Below are 14500 nucleotides of genomic sequence, written 5' to 3' on the forward strand. Positions count from 1 at the left end.
CCTCCGCGTTGTACGGGTGCCCGGCGGTGACCAGGGGCAGCGCGGTGACCGCGTCGGTGAGGCGCTCCCCGGCGGCGGCGGCCAGCGGACGCAGGTCGGCGCCGGACGCGGCCCGGGTCAGCGGGACCTCGCTGGCCAGCACGGCGACCTTGTCGGCGACCGCGTGGAAGCGGGAGGAGCCGAGGGCCTGCAGCGCGGTGGAGTGGGCCCGGGTCCGGGCCAGGGTGAGCTGGCGCTCCAGGAGGGCGCCCGCCTTGGCCGCGCCCACGGTGAGGTTGCCGCGGTCGGCGGTGGCGGTCGGGGGCGTGGCGGGTCCGCGGCCGGCCGCTGTGGCGGGCGTGGGGATGCCCCGGCCCGCGCCGGTGACCCGGCCGCCCACCGCCGAGGCCGCCGACTGGGCGGGGAACGCCGCCGAGCCCGACAGCCGGTGCAGGGCCAGCAGCAGCCGCTCAAGGCGCGCCGCGCACGCGTGCTCCAGCGCCAACGTGCCCGACAGCCACGCCAGTTCGGGGCGCATCGCCTCGGACCAGTCGGCGTCCAGCAGTGGACGGAAGGTGTGCAGGCTGCCGCTGATCCGGCGGGCCGAGTGGCGCAGGGCGCGCGCCGCGTCGACGGAGTCCTCCGTGCCGTTCTGCCCGTTGCCGGTCTCCCGGTGCAGCCGCAGGGCGCGGAGGAACTCGGTGGCCTGGCCGCGCAGGTAGCCCGCGAGGGCGTCACCTGTCACGGCCCGGGCCTTGGGATCCGTCGGGTCAAGGTGTTGCTGTGCCACGCCGGCGCCTCCGGGCGTCTATGAGCATCTCCTGGACGTTGCGCAGTGGTTGGCCCTCCGCGTCGGTCGCGTGCCGGGTCCACTCGCCGTCCGGGCCCAGGTGCCAGGAGGAGGTGGTGTCCGACATACCGGTTTCCAGCATCCGGTTGAGCGCGGCGCGGTGGGCCGGGTCGGTGACCCTCACGAGGGCCTCGATCCGACGGTCGAGGTTGCGGTGCATCATGTCGGCGCTGCCGATCCACACCTCGGGCTCGCCTCCGTTGCCGAAGCCGAAGACGCGGGAGTGTTCGAGGAAGCGGCCGAGGATGGACCGTACGCGGATGTTCTCGGACAGGCCGGGGACGCCGGGCCGCACCGCGCAGATGCCGCGCACCCACACGTCGACCGGGACGCCCGCCTGGGACGCGCGGTAGAGCGAGTCGATGATCGCCTCGTCCACCATCGAGTTGACCTTGATGCGGATGAACGCGGGACGCCCGGCACGGTGGTGCTGGACCTCCTTGTTGATCCGGGCGATCAGGCCGTCGCGCAGGGACTTGGGGGCGACCAGAAGCCGGCGGTAGGTCTCGCGGCGCGAGTAGCCGGACAGCCGGTTGAAGAGGTCCGAGAGGTCGGCGCCGACCTGCGGGTCCGCCGTCAGCAGGCCGAGGTCCTCGTAGAGGCGGGCCGTCTTCGGGTGGTAGTTGCCGGTGCCGACATGGCTGTAGCGGCGCAGCAGGTCGCCCTCCTGGCGGACCACGAGCGACAGCTTGCAGTGGGTCTTGAGGCCGACCAGGCCGTAGACGACATGGCAGCCCGCCTCCTCCAGCTTGCGCGCCCACTTGATGTTGGCGTGCTCGTCGAAGCGGGCCTTGATCTCGACCAGGACGAGGACCTGCTTGCCGGCCTCGGCCGCCTCTATCAGCGCGTCGACGATCGGGGAGTCGCCCGAGGTGCGGTACAGGGTCTGCTTGATCGCGAGGACGTCGTCGTCGTTCGCCGCCTGCTCCAGGAACCGCTGGACGGACGTGGAGAACGAGTCGTACGGGTGGTGCAGCAGCACGTCCCGGCTGCGCAGGGCGGCGAAGATGTCGGGCGCGGACGCCGACTCGACCTCGGCGAGGTCGCGGTGGGTGCCCGCGATGAACTTGGCGTACTTCAGCTCGGGCCGGTCCAGGCCGCCGATCCGGAACAGCCCGGTCAGGTCGAGCGGACCCGGCAGCGGGTACACCTCGGCCTCGCTGATCTTCAGCTCGCGCACCAGCAGGTCGAGGACCTCGCGGTCGATGGACTCCTCGACCTCCAGGCGCACCGGCGGCCCGAAGCGGCGCCGCATGAGCTCCTTCTCCAGGGCCTGGAGCAGGTTCTCGGCGTCGTCCTCCTCGACTTCGAGATCCTCGTTGCGGGTCAGCCGGAACGCGTGGTGCTCCAGGATCTCCATGCCCGGGAAGAGTTCCTCCAGGTGGGCGGCGATGACGTCCTCCAGGGGGACGTAGCGGCCGGGGGAGGACTCCAGGAAGCGGGAGAGCAGCGGCGGCACCTTCACGCGCGCGAAGTGGCGGTGGCCGGTGACCGGGTTGCGTACGACGACCGCGAGGTTCAGCGAGAGGCCCGAGATGTACGGGAAGGGGTGCGCGGGGTCGACGGCCAGCGGGGTCAGCACGGGGAAGATCTGGTGCCGGAACAGCGTGAAGAGGCGGGCCTGCTCCTTCTCCGTCAGCTCGTTCCAGCGGACCAGGTGGATGCCCTCCTCCGCGAGCGCCGGGGCGATGTCCTCGTGGTAGCAGGCGGCGTGCCGGGCCATGAGTTCGCGCGAGCGGGCCCAGATCATCTCCAGCACCTCGCGCGGCTGGAGGCCGGACGCGGAGCGGGTGGCGACACCGGTGGCGATACGGCGCTTCAGGCCGGCCACCCGGACCATGAAGAACTCGTCCAGGTTGCTGGCGAAGATCGCGAGGAAGTTCGCCCGCTCCAGCAGGGGCGTGTTCGGGTCCTCGGCGAGCTCCAGGACCCGCTCGTTGAACGCGAGCCAGCTGCGCTCCCGGTCCAGGAAGCGGCCCTGCGGCAGCTGGGGCCCGTCGTACGGCGACTCCTCGTACTCGTCGAGGTCGGCGTCGATGTCGGGTTCCAGGTCGGAGACCGCCGCCGACACGGTGTGCGGGCGGTGCGCGGCTATGGAGCCCACGGAGGGCTGCGCGTGCTGGACCTGTGCCTGGGCGTTGGGCTGGCTGCTCATGTGCCCATTGTTCCGCGCCACCGGTGATACGGGCGCGTCGGACAGCGCCGGAAGGAGCGGGAGGACGGCCCCGTTGCTCCCGTTCACCTCGGGAGGTGGCGAAGGCTCTGGCACGACGGGCTTCATTCGCCGAGCCTCGCAAGCCCGTCTGAACCGTTGGTTACGGCGACATGGCGTGCGGGATATCGGGGGGCGGCTCCCCCGCATCCGATACGTTCGTTTCCGTGCCGTAGACGTCCGGGAGCCGCGGGGAGGGGGGAACCGGTCAGGCCGTGCGGCGCCGCAGCAGGGTGAAGGCGGCGGCGGTCGCCAGGGCGGCGACGGCGAGGACGAGGGCGGTTTCGGTGAGCTGGAGGGGCCAGAACTGGGAGGAGGGGTGGTACTCGCTGTAGTAGCCGACGATGTCATGGGCGGCCGGGCAGGCCTTTCCGCCGCCGACGCACGGGTCGGGGATGTGGGCGCCGCTGGAGGTGACGGCGCCTTCGCCGCCGTAGATGACGTTCGCGGGTGCCGCGTAGCCCTCCTTCAGGTCGCCGACGCTGGTCTTCCACGGCACGAGGTGCGGGGCCGCGAGGGTGGTGAGGCTCGTCGCGGTCGCCGTGACCAGGACGGCGAGGGCGAGGCCGCTCGTGGCTCGGCGTGCGACCAGGCCCGCGAGGGCGCCGAGGGCGAGGCCCAGCAGGGGGTACGCGATCGCGGTCGTGCCGTTGGCGTAGAAGGTGTCGCTGTCGTTCCAGCTCCAGCCGTCGGGGATCTTGTGCGCGTCGAACAGCAGGCGGTGCAGCAGGACGAGCAGGGTGGTGCCCGCGGTGAGCAGGACGGCCGGGACGGCGAGCTTGGCGGCGAGCCAGCGGGCCGGGGAGACCGACTGGGTCCAGGCCAACTGCGCGGTGCCGTGCTCCAGTTCGCGGCCGATCAGCACGCCGCCGGCCCAGACGGCGACGACGACCGGGACGAAGTGGATCGCGACTTCGGCGACCGTGTAGGCGAGGTGGTAGCCCTCGATCGAGTCGTTCCAGTCGCAGAGGTTCTTGGTGCACTGCTGCTGCCACGCGGTACGGGCCGCGTTCCCCAGCGGGCCGTACGCCCACAGCAGCACCGCCGAGATCACGGCGACGAAGACGCCCCAGACGATTACCGCGGGGCGGTGCAGCCGCAGCAGCGCGCGGCGCGGGCGGGCCGGTCTCGGCGGGGCCGTCCGGGTCAGGGCCTGGGCGGTCATACGGTGGCTCCCTTGATGTCCGTACGGCGGCCGAGCAGCGTGAACGCGGCGACCAGGGCGAGTGCGGCGAGGGTGAGGAGTACGGCGGTCGCCGTGAGCTGGACCGGCCAGAAGTGGCGGTCGGGCCAGATGTTGTCCCACTTGCGGCCGAAGAGGTAGCGGGCCGCGTAGGTGACGGCGGCGGCCACCGCGAGCGCGGGCAGCGCGCGGCCGAGGGCGATTCCGGCGAGGGTGCCGGCGGCCAGGGCGAAGAGGACCAGGGCTACGGAGAGCGGGCCGGCCGGGACGAGGACGCGGTCCCAGGACCAGTTGGTGACCAGGACGTCCTGGTCGGTGGTCCAGACCCAGGCGAAGAGGAGGGCGAGCAGGGTGGTGCCGGCGGCCAACGGCAGGGCCGCCGCGGTGAGCTTCGCGGTCAGCCAGCGGGCCGGGGTGACGGACTGGGTCCAGGCGAGCCGTGCCGTACCCGACTCCAACTCGCGGCCGATGAGCGCGGCACCCGCCCAGGCGGCCACGGCTATGGAGACGTAACTGAGCACCTCGCCAAGGAAGTTCATGACGTTGTTGACGTCGGTGAGGACGAAGTACTGGTCGACGGGGTGCCGTTCGGCGGGCGCCCGGAACAGGTGCACCCACAACAGGGCGCCCACGGCGAGCAGGTGGAACGCGCCCCAGACGATCAGTGCCGGGCGGTGCAGCCGCAGTACGGCGCGTTGCGGTCGGGCGGTGGGGCTCAGGGCCAGGGTGGTCATACGGCGGCTGCCTTGCGTGCGGGCGCCGACGGACCGGTCTGGCGCTGGAGGAGGCGGAACGCGGCCACGGTCAGGGCGGCGGTGACGGCGAGGATGATCGCGGTGGTCGTCAACTGGAGGGGCCAGTAGTGGGATTGGGGGTGGTAGTCGTTGTAGTAGCCGACGGCGTCGAGCTTGGCGTAGAGGGCCTGGCAGCCGCTGTTGGTGATGGCGCCGCAGTGCGGGTCGGCGATGTGGGCGCCGGTGGAGGTGACCAGGCCCTGGTCGACGATGATGCCGGAGCCCTGCGGGACGTTGTGCTGGAGGCTGCTGAGCTTGGTGACGGTGGGCCAGAGGTGCGGCGTCGCGATGGCCATGACGCTCCACAGGAGCGCCGTGCCGCACAGCGAACCGACCAGCGCACCAAGGGAGTTGCGCTTGAGCAGGCCGAACAGGGCGCCGATCGCCAGGGCGGCCAGGGCCATGGCGGCGGTGGCCGTGCCGCCTGCGGCGTAGGTCCCTATGTCGTGCCAGTCCTTGGCCGAGTCGAGACGGCGGCCCTGGCTCGTCGACCAGGCCCAGTGGTGCAGCCCCACCAGCAGTCCGGTGCCGACGGTGACCAGGACGGCCGGGACGGCGAGCTTGGCGGCGAGCCAGCGCGCCGGGGAGACCGACTGGGTCCAGACCAGCTGCGCGGTGCCGTGCTCCAGTTCGCGGCTGGTCAGCGTGGCGCCCGCCCAGGCGGCGACCAGGAACGGGGCGGCGAGGACGGCGAGGGTCGTATAGGCGTACCAGTCCTTGTAGCGGCCGACCGCGCTCGGGTCGTACACGCAGCCGCCCGCCTCGCAGGCGTGGTACTGCTTCCAGCCCTCGGCCGCGGCGTCGGTGAGCGGCCCGCCCACCCACAGCAGCAGGCCGGCGAGGACGAGCACGAGCACGGCCCAGACCAGCAGGGCGGTCCGGTGCAGGCGCAGCAGCCAGCGGAGCAGATGCGGCGGTGATCCGTTCCGGCGCGCGGTGACCGGCGGTGGGGCGAGGGCGGTCATGCGGCGGTCTCCGGGGTGTCGGTGGTGTCGGTGGTGGGTGGGTGCTGGAGGCTGGGGGTAAAACTAACCACTGTCCTGGCGCGTGAATGGTTAGAAAAGACCCCGGCTTCCCGAGGGCGCAGGGTCGCCGGGGGCGTCGCGAGGGCGGTCACGCGACGGCCTCCTCGGTCTTGGCGGCGGGGGCGGTGCCGGCCTCGGGGTTGCGCAGATAGGAGAGGACCAGCTCCTCCAGCGAGGGCGTGCTGGTACGCCAGTCGGTGTCGAGCGGGCTCAAGGGGCGGACCAGGGCGCTGAGTTGGCGGCCGGTGGTGCGGGACTCGACGACCGTGTGCGGGTCGAGGGCCGCGTGCGCGGGCGCGGACACGTGGACGTGCGCGGCGAGCAGCTCGTCGATCTCCCCGGCGAGCCGGACCCGGCCGCCGCCGATCAGCAGCAAGTGGTCGCAGGAGTCCTCCAGTTCGGCCACGACGTGCGAGGACATCACGATCGTGGTGCCGAACTCGGCGGCCTGCGCCATGAGGATGCCCATCATCTCGTGCCGGGCCAGCGGGTCCAGGTCGGCCATCGGCTCGTCCAGGAGCAGCAGTTCGGGCCGCTTGGCCAGCGCGAGGGCGAGCGCGACGCGGGTGCACTGGCCGCCGGAGAGGGTGCGGATGCGGGACTTGGGGTTCAAGTCCCCGTCGGACACGATGCGTTGGGCGACGGAGGCGTCCCAGCGGTCGGTGTTCAGGTCGGCGCCCATGCGCAGCGTCTCGGCGACGGTGAGCTGCGGGTAGAGCGGCTTGTCCTGCGCGACGTAGGCCACCCGCTCGCGGGCCGCGCCCGCCGCCGTGCCCAGGACGGACAGTGTGCCCTCGGTGGGGGCGAGCAGTCCGGCGGTCAGGGCGAGGAGCGTGGACTTGCCCGCGCCGTTCGGTCCCACGACCGCGCAGACGCGTCCGGCGGGCAGCCGGAAGGCGCAGTCCCGCAGGGCCCACCCTCCCCGCCGGCCGAACCGCTTGCCGAGAGCGGCGGCCTCTATCGCGGCGGTGCCTGTCATCAGTCTTCTCCTTGGAAGTGCTTTTCGAGTACGGCGGTGAAGAGCGCGGCGACGTCGTCCCGGCCGAGTCCGGCCTCCTGGGCCCGCGCGGCCCAGTCGTCGAGTTCTAACCGCAGCGGCGAGTCGGCGGGCGTGGTGCTCAGCCCCTTGCGGATGAACGTGCCGAGGCCGCGGCGGGCCTCGACCAGTCCCTCGCGCTCCAGCTCGCGGTAGGCCTTGAGGACGGTGTTCGGGTTGATGGCGGTGGCCTCGACGACCTCGCGGGCCGTCGGCAGCTTGTCGCCGGGCTCCAGCATGCCCAGGTGCAGCGCCTGCTTGGTCTGCTGGACGATCTGTACATAGGTGGCCACGCCGCTGTGCCGGTCGATGCGGTACTCGACCACTGGGTTCCACCACCCTTTCACTAATTGAGTAGTGAAAGGGTGGTGCAAGGGGGCTGAGAAAGTCAAGTGAGATCGATGTGCCGGTCCGTGAACCGATCGGCGGGGCTCGTGCGATGAGGAGACGTGAGCGATACGGGAAGCGACGGGGAGCTGCTGCGGGCCATCGCGGCGGACGGCGACCGGCGCGCGTTCGAGGAGCTGTACCGGCGGTACGCGCCGTGGCTGACCGCGCGGTTGCGCGGCCGGTGCGCCGACGCCGGGATGGTCGACGACGTCGTACAGGAGACGTTTCTCGCGGTGTGGCGGGGCAGTGCCCGCTACCGCGAGGACGGGGACGTGGCCGGGTGGCTGTGGCGGATCGGGTCGCGGCGGCTGATCGACGTGCTGCGCGGCGACGGGGCGCGCGGCCGGCTGCGGCAGGCGCTGGGGCGGCTGCGGCACCGGGACGAGGCGTCGGCGGAGGAACGCGTGCTCGCGGGAGTCGAGCACGGGGACCTCGCCGGTGCGCTCGTCCGGCTCTCGCCGGAGCTGCGGGCGGTCCTCCAGGCCACCGTGATCGACGGGCTGACCACCCGGGAGGCCGCCGTGCTGCTGGGCATCCCGGCCGGGACGGTCAAGACACGGGCCATGCGGGCCCGTAAGCAACTGCGGGAGGAGCTGGCATGACCTGGCATGTGGCCGAAGACGACGTACGCGCCTATGCGCGGGGCGAGTTGGCACCGCCCATGCTCTGGTCCGCCGACACCCACCTCGCCCAGTGCGCCGAGTGCCGGGCCCTGCTCGCGTCGGTCACCGACCCGGTGGCCCTCGACGCGGGCTGGGAACGCCTCGAAGCCGAACTCGACGCCCCCAGAAGGGGGTTGATGGAAACCCTGCTCGTGCGGATCGGCGTGGCCGACCACACGGCACGGCTGCTCGCGGCGACACCGGTACTGCGCCGCTCGTGGCTGGGCGCGGTGGCCCTGCTGCTCCTGATGACGGTCCTGATGACCGACGTGTCGAACGTCGCGGCACCCGACGTCTTCCTCGCCCTCGCCCCGCTGCTGCCGCTCGCGGGCGTGGCGATGGCGTACGGCCCGGTGCTCGACCCGACCTACGAGATGACCGTCGTGGCCCCGATGCACGGCTTCAAACTCCTGATGATCCGCACAACCGCCGTACTGGTGGCGGGACTTGGCCTCAACGGCCTCGCGACCCTGGCCCTGCCCGGATACGGCCTCGCCGCCCTGGCCTGGCTGCTGCCCGCGCTCGCCCTCACCTCGACGAGCCTCGCCCTGACCCCGCGCCTGGGCCCGGTCCTCGCGCCGGGTGTGGTCGGCGGGGCCTGGACCGCCCTGCTGATGGTGGCCCACGAGCGGGCGACGCACGGCGGCACGCTCGCCCCGTTCACCGCGACCGGCCAGACGGTGGCCGCGGCGGTGGCGGTCCTCGCCGCGGGCCTCCTCTACCTGGCCCGCGACCGCTTCGACACGAAGACCCCGGGCTTCCGCCCGACAGCCTGATCTCTCAAGCCACTTCAGCCACTTCAGCCATTTCGAGCGACTTCACGACTGGAGTACGTCATGACCACTACCGTCTCCGCGGCCGGGCTCAGCCTGCGCTACGGCCTGACGACCGCCCTCGACGACGTGTCGCTGCGGCTCACCGAAGGCGTCACCGGCCTGCTCGGCCCCAACGGGGCGGGAAAGACGACCCTGTTGAGGGTGCTGGCCACCGCGGTCCCGGCCGACGAGGGCGCCTTCACCGTCCTCGGCCACGACCCCCGCACGCCCGCCGGCCGCCAGGAGACCCGGCGCGTGCTCGGCTACCTCCCGCAGACACCGGGCTTCCACCCCGACTTCACGGCCTTCGACTTCGTCGACTACGTCGCGATCCTCAAGGAGCTGACCGACCGCACCGCCCGCCACAACGAGGTACGGCGCGTGCTCGCCGAGGTCGACCTGTCGGACGTACGCGGCAAGCGCATCAAGAAGCTGTCCGGCGGTATGCGCCAGCGGGTCGCGCTCGCGGCGGCGCTGGTGGGCGACCCGGGCTTTCTGGTCCTGGACGAGCCGACGGTCGGCCTGGACCCCGAACAGCGCATGCGCTTCAGGGAGTTGATCGCCCGCGCGGGGGAGGGGCGAACGGTTCTCCTGTCCACCCACCAGACCGAGGACGTGGCGATGCTCTGCCACCGCGTCGTCGTCATGGCCGGCGGCCGCGTGCGCTTCGACGGCACCCCGGCCGAACTCACCGCGCGGGCCGCGGGCCGCGTGTGGAGCGGCTCGGAACGCGACCCCGACGCGAAGGCGGGCTGGCGCACCGGCCTCGGCGTCTTCCGCAACGTGGGCGACCCGCCGCCCGGCGCCGAACTCGTCGAACCCACCCTGGAGGACGGCTACTTGCTCACCCTCGACGGCATGCACGCGGAGGCGACGGCATGAGCACCGTACTGACCCTGACCCCCGCCGAGACGCACACGGCACCCGCCCGCCAGTCATGGCAGGCGATTTTCGCCCTGGCCCGCTTCGAGTCCCGCAAACTCCTCCTCCGCATCCCGGTGCTGTTCATGCTGGCGGCCTACGTCGCCTGGATCGTGTGGCGCACCAAGAGCGACTGGAACGGCTATCCGGCCCTCCAGGACGTCGACCGCGCCACCCAGACGGGCCCGCTGCTGGTTGGCTTCGCGGTCCTGCTCTGCGTCAACCAGGCCGTGCTCCGTTCCCAACGGCACGACACCGAGCGGCTGTTCGGGGTCCTGGTCCTCGAACCGTGGCGCCGTACGGCAGCGCACGCGCTGTCGATCCTGCCGGTGACCGGACTCGTCGCGCTGGGCGTGGCGGCCCAGTTCGGCCGGCAGGCGGTCAAGTCGACGGCGGTGGGCAACGGTTCGGTGGGAGAACTGCTCGTAGGCCCCCTGTGCGTGCTGCTCTGCGGGGCGGTCGGCCTGCTGATGGCGAGGCTGGTGCCGAAGCCGTTCGCGATCCCGGTGGCCGCGGTGCTGCTCCTCGTGTTCTCCGTCCTCGCGCCGGTCTCGATCGGCGGCGGCGGTGCCACGGCCTGGCTGACCCCGATCGTCGGCGAGGGGAGCACCAAGACGATCCCCTCCGACCTGATCGGCCGCCCGGCCGCCTCGCACGCCCTGTACCTGACGGGCCTGGCCCTGGCTCTCGCCCTGCTCGCGGTACTGATCAGCAAGGGCCGCACGAAGACGGCGACGGCGGTCCTGGCGGGCTCCCTGGCCGGAGCGATCGCCCTCGGCGTGGTCGGCGGAGTCGGCCAGGCGGCCGGCGTCTCCTCGGAGACGGTCGCGGCCCGCGCCCGGGCCACCCTCACCCCGGAGAAGGTCGAGTCCTGCGTCCGGCACGGCCGTTCGACGTACTGCGCGTTCCCCGAGTGGGGCCCCCGCACGGCGACCTGGGCCGACGTCACGGACCACGTCCAGTCCCTCGCCGGCGGCACCGCACAGACCCGGAAGCTGCTCGTACGGCAACGGGTCGAGGCCCGCTACGGCATGGAGGCCGACGGCGCGATCGACCCGTTCACCACGCCGAACCAGGTCACCGTCCGCACGATGTGGGGCGGACCCCGGACACCGGAGTTCTCCGCCGCGGTCGCCTCCGTCCTGGTCCTCGGGAACGAGAAGGCCGGCGGTGCCGTGTGCGACGGCCGCATGGTCACCATCATGTGGCTGGCCCTGGGCTGGACGTCCGACCCGGTCTCCGAGCTCCGCGCGGTCCGCCTGAGCGACACCGTGACCGGCTCGTCCATCGTCCTGTCGCCGACCAACGGAATGACCATGACGGCCGGACAGACCAGCGTCGTAAGGGAGTTGCTCGCCGCGGGCCCGTCCACGGTCACCCCGAAGGTGAAGGCGCACTGGGCGGAACTGACGTCCCCGAAGGTGACGACGGCAAAGGTCGCTCAGCTGCTGGGCGTCAAGGCTCCCGGTGGGACCGACAAGTGCGAGTGATGACGAGGGGGAGCGGGAAGACTGAGCAGAGAGACGTCCAACTCCCCTCTACGGCACGGGTGTTGGCGCAGCTGATCCGACCCGTCCTCCGCGCCCTGCCGGTACGGGCGCTGGGCGCGACCGCCGCGGTGGCCCTGCTGATCGCGGCCCTTCCCCGCCTCCTCTCGGACGAACCGGACCCGTGGTCCGCGCTCGTCGCCCTGCGCGCCGCCGCCCTCACCTTCGCCGTGGGCCTGGCCTTCGTTCTGGACGACCCCACTCGCGACCTGACGAGCTCGGTACCGACCCGCCGCATCCTGCGCACGACCCTGCGGGTGGCACTGGTGGCCCCGTTCGCGGTGGCCTGGTGGACCGCGGCGGTCCTGCTGATCCCGTCGAAGATCCGCCCCCCGGTCGGCGACATGACCCTGGAGGCGGCAGCGGCGGCGGTCCTCTCCCTCGCCGCGGCGGGTGCGGCCCTCCGCTTCACAGCCGAACCGGAACCGGGCCAACGCGTGGCCGCCGGTTTCCTGGTCATCGCCCTGGTGTCCCCCCTCGCCCTGCCCGACAGCTGGGGGATGTACGTCACCCCGGCGGAGAAGCAGTGGGGGGTGGGGCACGACCACTGGGCGATGGTGTTGGTGGGGGCGGCGCTGGTGTGGGCGGCGTGCGGACCGGAACCGGTGAGGAGGAGGGTGTTCGGGCGGAGGGCGAGGGTCACTTCTTGACCAGGGCCGGTCACCCGGACACGGCGAGCTCTACGACTCCGACCGGTACATCAGGTCCGTCTCGTACGTCGTGAACCCCAGCCGTTCGTACACGGACACCGCCGCCTTGTTGTCCGCGTCGACGTACAGCATCGCCGTGGGCAACCCCTGCGCGGCAAGGTGCCGTAGCCCGATCGTCGTCAGCGCCTTGCCCAGCCCACCGCCCTGAACCCCGGGCAGCACCCCCACCACATACACCTCACCCAACTGCTCCTCCGCGTGGACCTTGGTCCAGTGGAAGCCCACCAGCTCGCCACCCCGTTCCGCCAGGAAGAACCCCGCGGGGTCGAACCACGTCTCGGACTTGCGGTCGTCGAGGTCCCGCTGGGTGAGGGACCCCTGCTCGGGGTGGTGGGCGAAGGCCGCGGCGTTGACGGCAAGCCACGCCGCGTCGTCGACGCCGGGCACGAAGGTCCGTACGGTCACGCCCTCCGCGAGCACCGGTTCCGGCAGCTCCAGATCGGTCAACGCCCGCCGCAGCTGCCGGAGTTCACGGAACATCGTGAGCCCGAGGACCTGTGCGAGATGGCGCGCGGCGGAGTGCCCGCCGTGCGCCCACACCCGGAGCCGCTTCCCGGACGCGGCCAGCAGCGCGGCGCCCAGCGCCCGCCCGTGCCCGTGCCCCCGGTGCGAGGGATGGACGACGAGTTCGGCGGCCGGCGCCTCCACCGGATCCGTGTCCTCCAACTGCGCGTAGCCCACGAGTTCGTCGCCCAGGGTCAGCAGCAGATGCACGACCCCGGTCCGCTCACCCCCGCGGATCCGCAACCGCCCCTGCTCGGACACCGCCTGCTGTCCGTCGGTCCTGGCGGCCTCGGCGATCAGCGCGAGGACGGCCTCGCCCTGGTCCGGGGAGAGCGCGGAGTAGGTCTCGATGGAACGGGAGCCGGGTGCGGGCCGTACGGTGTCGTCGCTGGTCATGGGTATGAGGGTAAGCCGATCCCCCGGCAAAGTGGCGGCAAAGAAGAAACCAGGATGTAACCAAGAACCCCCTGCCGCGCTACGCGCGTTGACCCTAGGCTGCGCCGGAACGTGGTGACCTTCTCAGCCGACACACAGGGGGGCTCATGCCAGCCACAACCCAGCCGCACCGCCCGCGCGGACGCCGTACCGCCGCACTCCTCGCCGCCACCGTGAGCCTCGCCACGGCGGGTGCGCTGGCCGCCGCTCTGCCCGCCGACGCCCACGGCGACCCCGGCGGCCACGGGCACAAGCCCAGCCGCTACCAGGACGTACAGCTCCTCTCCTTCAACGACCTGCACGGCAACCTGGAGCCGCCGTCCGGTTCCTCCGGCCGGGTGACCGAACTCCAGGCGGACGGCACGACGAAGACGATCGACGCGGGCGGCGTCGAGTACCTCGCGACGCACCTGCGCGACGCCCGCAAGGGCAACCCGTACTCGATCACCGCGGCCGGCGGCGACATGGTGGGCGCCTCCCCGCTGATATCGGGCCTCTTCCACGACGAGCCGACCATCGAGGCCCTCAACAAGCTCGACCTGGACGTCACTTCGGTCGGCAACCACGAGTTCGACGAGGGCGCGAAGGAACTGGCCCGCCTCCAGAACGGCGGCTGTCACCCCACTGACGGCTGCTACACGGACAAGAAGTTCCAGGGCGCCGACTTCCCCTACCTCGCGGCCAACGTCCTCGACGAGAAGACGAAGAAGCCGATCCTCAAGCCGTACTGGGTCTGGAAGAAGAACGGCGTCAAGGTCGGCTTCATCGGCGTCACGCTGGAGGGCACCCCGGGCATCGTCTCCGCGGACGGCGTCAAGGGCCTCCAGTTCAAGGACGAGGTCGAGACGATCGACAAGTACGCCAAGGAGCTGCAGAAGCAGGGCGTCAAGTCGATCGTCGCGCTGATCCACGAGGGCGGCTTCCCGGCCTCCGCGTCCTACAACTACGACTGCGACGCGTCCGGCGGCGGCTCCGGCATCTCCGGCCCGATCGTCGACATTGCGAAGAACGTCACCCCGGCGGTCGACGCGCTGGTCACCGGCCACACCCACAACGCGTACGTCTGCACGATCAATGACCCAAGTGGCAAGCCCCGTATGGTCACTTCGGCATCGTCCTTCGGCCGCCTCTACACGGACACCACGCTGACGTACGACCGCAGGACAGGCGACATCGCCCGTACGGCGGTCGAGTCGGCGAACCACGTGGTCACCCGTGACGTGCCCAAGGCCGCCGACCTGACCTCGCTGATCAGCAAGTGGAACACCCTCGCGGCGCCCATCGGCAACCGCGCGATCGGCTACGTCTCCGCCGACGTGGGCAACACCGGCACCGAGTCCCCGATGGGCGACCTCATCGCCGACGCCCAGCTCGCGTACGGCAAGAAGCTGGACCCGGAGACCGACCTCGCGCTGATGAACCCGGGCGGGGTGCGGG

General features: G+C 71.9%; 13 protein-coding genes and 1 pseudogene. 6 read left to right on the forward strand and 8 right to left on the reverse strand.

Annotation, left to right across the window (positions count from 1 at the left end; all coding sequences use genetic code 11):
* From AC31A1_RS13165 to AC31A1_RS13195, 7 genes are all read right to left on the reverse strand, one after another.
* Positions 1-769, reverse strand: a 769-nt coding sequence (locus tag AC31A1_RS13165) for a CHAD domain-containing protein (protein WP_489653465.1), incomplete at its 3' end; no start/stop codon positions are given.
* Entirely contained in the window at positions 750-3110 is a 2361-nt protein-coding gene (locus AC31A1_RS13170) for an RNA degradosome polyphosphate kinase (protein ID WP_489653466.1), read from the reverse strand. The genes AC31A1_RS13165 and AC31A1_RS13170, both read right to left, overlap by 20 nt.
* Positions 3111-3249: 139 nt before the next feature.
* Positions 3250-4206: a hypothetical protein gene (locus tag AC31A1_RS13175; protein WP_489653467.1), complete on the reverse strand. Its 957-nt coding sequence runs from the start codon at positions 4204-4206 to the stop codon at positions 3250-3252.
* Complete coding sequence (locus AC31A1_RS13180) at positions 4203-4958, reverse strand: hypothetical protein (RefSeq protein ID WP_489653468.1); 756 nt, start codon at positions 4956-4958, stop codon at positions 4203-4205. Before AC31A1_RS13180 ends, AC31A1_RS13175 begins: the two co-directional genes overlap by 4 nt.
* The gene (locus AC31A1_RS13185) at positions 4955-5983 is read right to left on the reverse strand and encodes an ABC transporter permease (RefSeq protein ID WP_489653469.1); all 1029 of its coding nucleotides are present in this window, start codon (positions 5981-5983) and stop codon (positions 4955-4957) included. The genes AC31A1_RS13180 and AC31A1_RS13185 overlap by 4 nt, the downstream gene beginning before the upstream one ends.
* Positions 5984-6131: 148 nt before the next feature.
* The gene (locus tag AC31A1_RS13190; RefSeq protein ID WP_489653470.1) at positions 6132-7022 is read right to left on the reverse strand and encodes an ABC transporter ATP-binding protein; all 891 of its coding nucleotides are present in this window, start codon (positions 7020-7022) and stop codon (positions 6132-6134) included.
* Positions 7022-7405 (reverse strand): GntR family transcriptional regulator, encoded by a 384-nt coding sequence (locus tag AC31A1_RS13195; protein WP_489653471.1) that lies wholly within the window; start codon positions 7403-7405, stop codon positions 7022-7024. Before AC31A1_RS13195 ends, AC31A1_RS13190 begins: the two co-directional genes overlap by 1 nt.
* 123 nt (positions 7406-7528) lie before the next feature.
* On the opposite strand from AC31A1_RS13195, the gene AC31A1_RS13200 reads away from it, so the two are divergent.
* From AC31A1_RS13200 to AC31A1_RS13220, 5 genes are read left to right on the forward strand one after another with little or no spacing between them, the layout of a single operon-like run.
* Positions 7529-8071: an RNA polymerase sigma factor gene (locus tag AC31A1_RS13200; protein ID WP_393752802.1), complete on the forward strand. Its 543-nt coding sequence runs from the start codon at positions 7529-7531 to the stop codon at positions 8069-8071.
* Complete coding sequence (locus AC31A1_RS13205; RefSeq protein WP_489653472.1) at positions 8068-8907, forward strand: cupin domain-containing protein; 840 nt, start codon at positions 8068-8070, stop codon at positions 8905-8907. The genes AC31A1_RS13200 and AC31A1_RS13205 overlap by 4 nt, the downstream gene beginning before the upstream one ends.
* A gap of 60 nt (positions 8908-8967) precedes the next feature.
* Complete coding sequence (locus AC31A1_RS13210) at positions 8968-9828, forward strand: ABC transporter ATP-binding protein (protein WP_489653473.1); 861 nt, start codon at positions 8968-8970, stop codon at positions 9826-9828.
* Positions 9825-11357, forward strand: coding sequence for an ABC transporter permease (locus AC31A1_RS13215; protein ID WP_489653474.1), 1533 nt, complete (start codon positions 9825-9827; stop codon positions 11355-11357). Before AC31A1_RS13210 ends, AC31A1_RS13215 begins: the two co-directional genes overlap by 4 nt.
* 59 nt (positions 11358-11416) lie before the next feature.
* Positions 11417-12064, forward strand: a complete 648-nt coding sequence (locus tag AC31A1_RS13220) for an ABC transporter (RefSeq protein ID WP_489653492.1) — start codon at positions 11417-11419, stop codon at positions 12062-12064.
* Between the two features lie 30 nt (positions 12065-12094).
* Here AC31A1_RS13220 and mshD read toward each other — a convergent pair whose 3' ends face one another.
* Positions 12095-13024, reverse strand: a complete 930-nt coding sequence (gene mshD / locus AC31A1_RS13225; protein ID WP_489653475.1) for a mycothiol synthase — start codon at positions 13022-13024, stop codon at positions 12095-12097.
* 146 nt (positions 13025-13170) lie between these two features.
* Between mshD and AC31A1_RS13230 the strand changes: the two are divergent.
* Positions 13171-14500, forward strand: a pseudogene (locus AC31A1_RS13230) (metallophosphoesterase); the annotation flags it as partial.

The sequence above is a fragment of the Streptomyces sp. P5F9 genome (assembly GCF_057961495.1).

Excerpts from the sequence above, each read along its gene's own strand:
- AC31A1_RS13170 (WP_489653466.1), bottom strand. The coding sequence starts at position 3,110 with ATGAAGCCCGTCGTGCCAGAGCCTTCGCCACCTCCCGAGGTGAACGGG.
- AC31A1_RS13175 (WP_489653467.1), bottom strand. The coding sequence starts at position 4,206 with ATGACCGCCCAGGCCCTGACCCGGACGGCCCCGCCGAGACCGGCCCGC.
- AC31A1_RS13180 (WP_489653468.1), bottom strand. The coding sequence starts at position 4,958 with ATGACCACCCTGGCCCTGAGCCCCACCGCCCGACCGCAACGCGCCGTA.
- AC31A1_RS13185 (WP_489653469.1), bottom strand. The coding sequence starts at position 5,983 with ATGACCGCCCTCGCCCCACCGCCGGTCACCGCGCGCCGGAACGGATCA.
- AC31A1_RS13190 (WP_489653470.1), bottom strand. The coding sequence starts at position 7,022 with ATGACAGGCACCGCCGCGATAGAGGCCGCCGCTCTCGGCAAGCGGTTC.
- AC31A1_RS13205 (WP_489653472.1), top strand. The coding sequence starts at position 8,068 with ATGACCTGGCATGTGGCCGAAGACGACGTACGCGCCTATGCGCGGGGC.
- AC31A1_RS13210 (WP_489653473.1), top strand. The coding sequence starts at position 8,968 with ATGACCACTACCGTCTCCGCGGCCGGGCTCAGCCTGCGCTACGGCCTG.
- AC31A1_RS13215 (WP_489653474.1), top strand. The coding sequence starts at position 9,825 with ATGAGCACCGTACTGACCCTGACCCCCGCCGAGACGCACACGGCACCC.
- mshD (WP_489653475.1), bottom strand. The coding sequence starts at position 13,024 with ATGACCAGCGACGACACCGTACGGCCCGCACCCGGCTCCCGTTCCATC.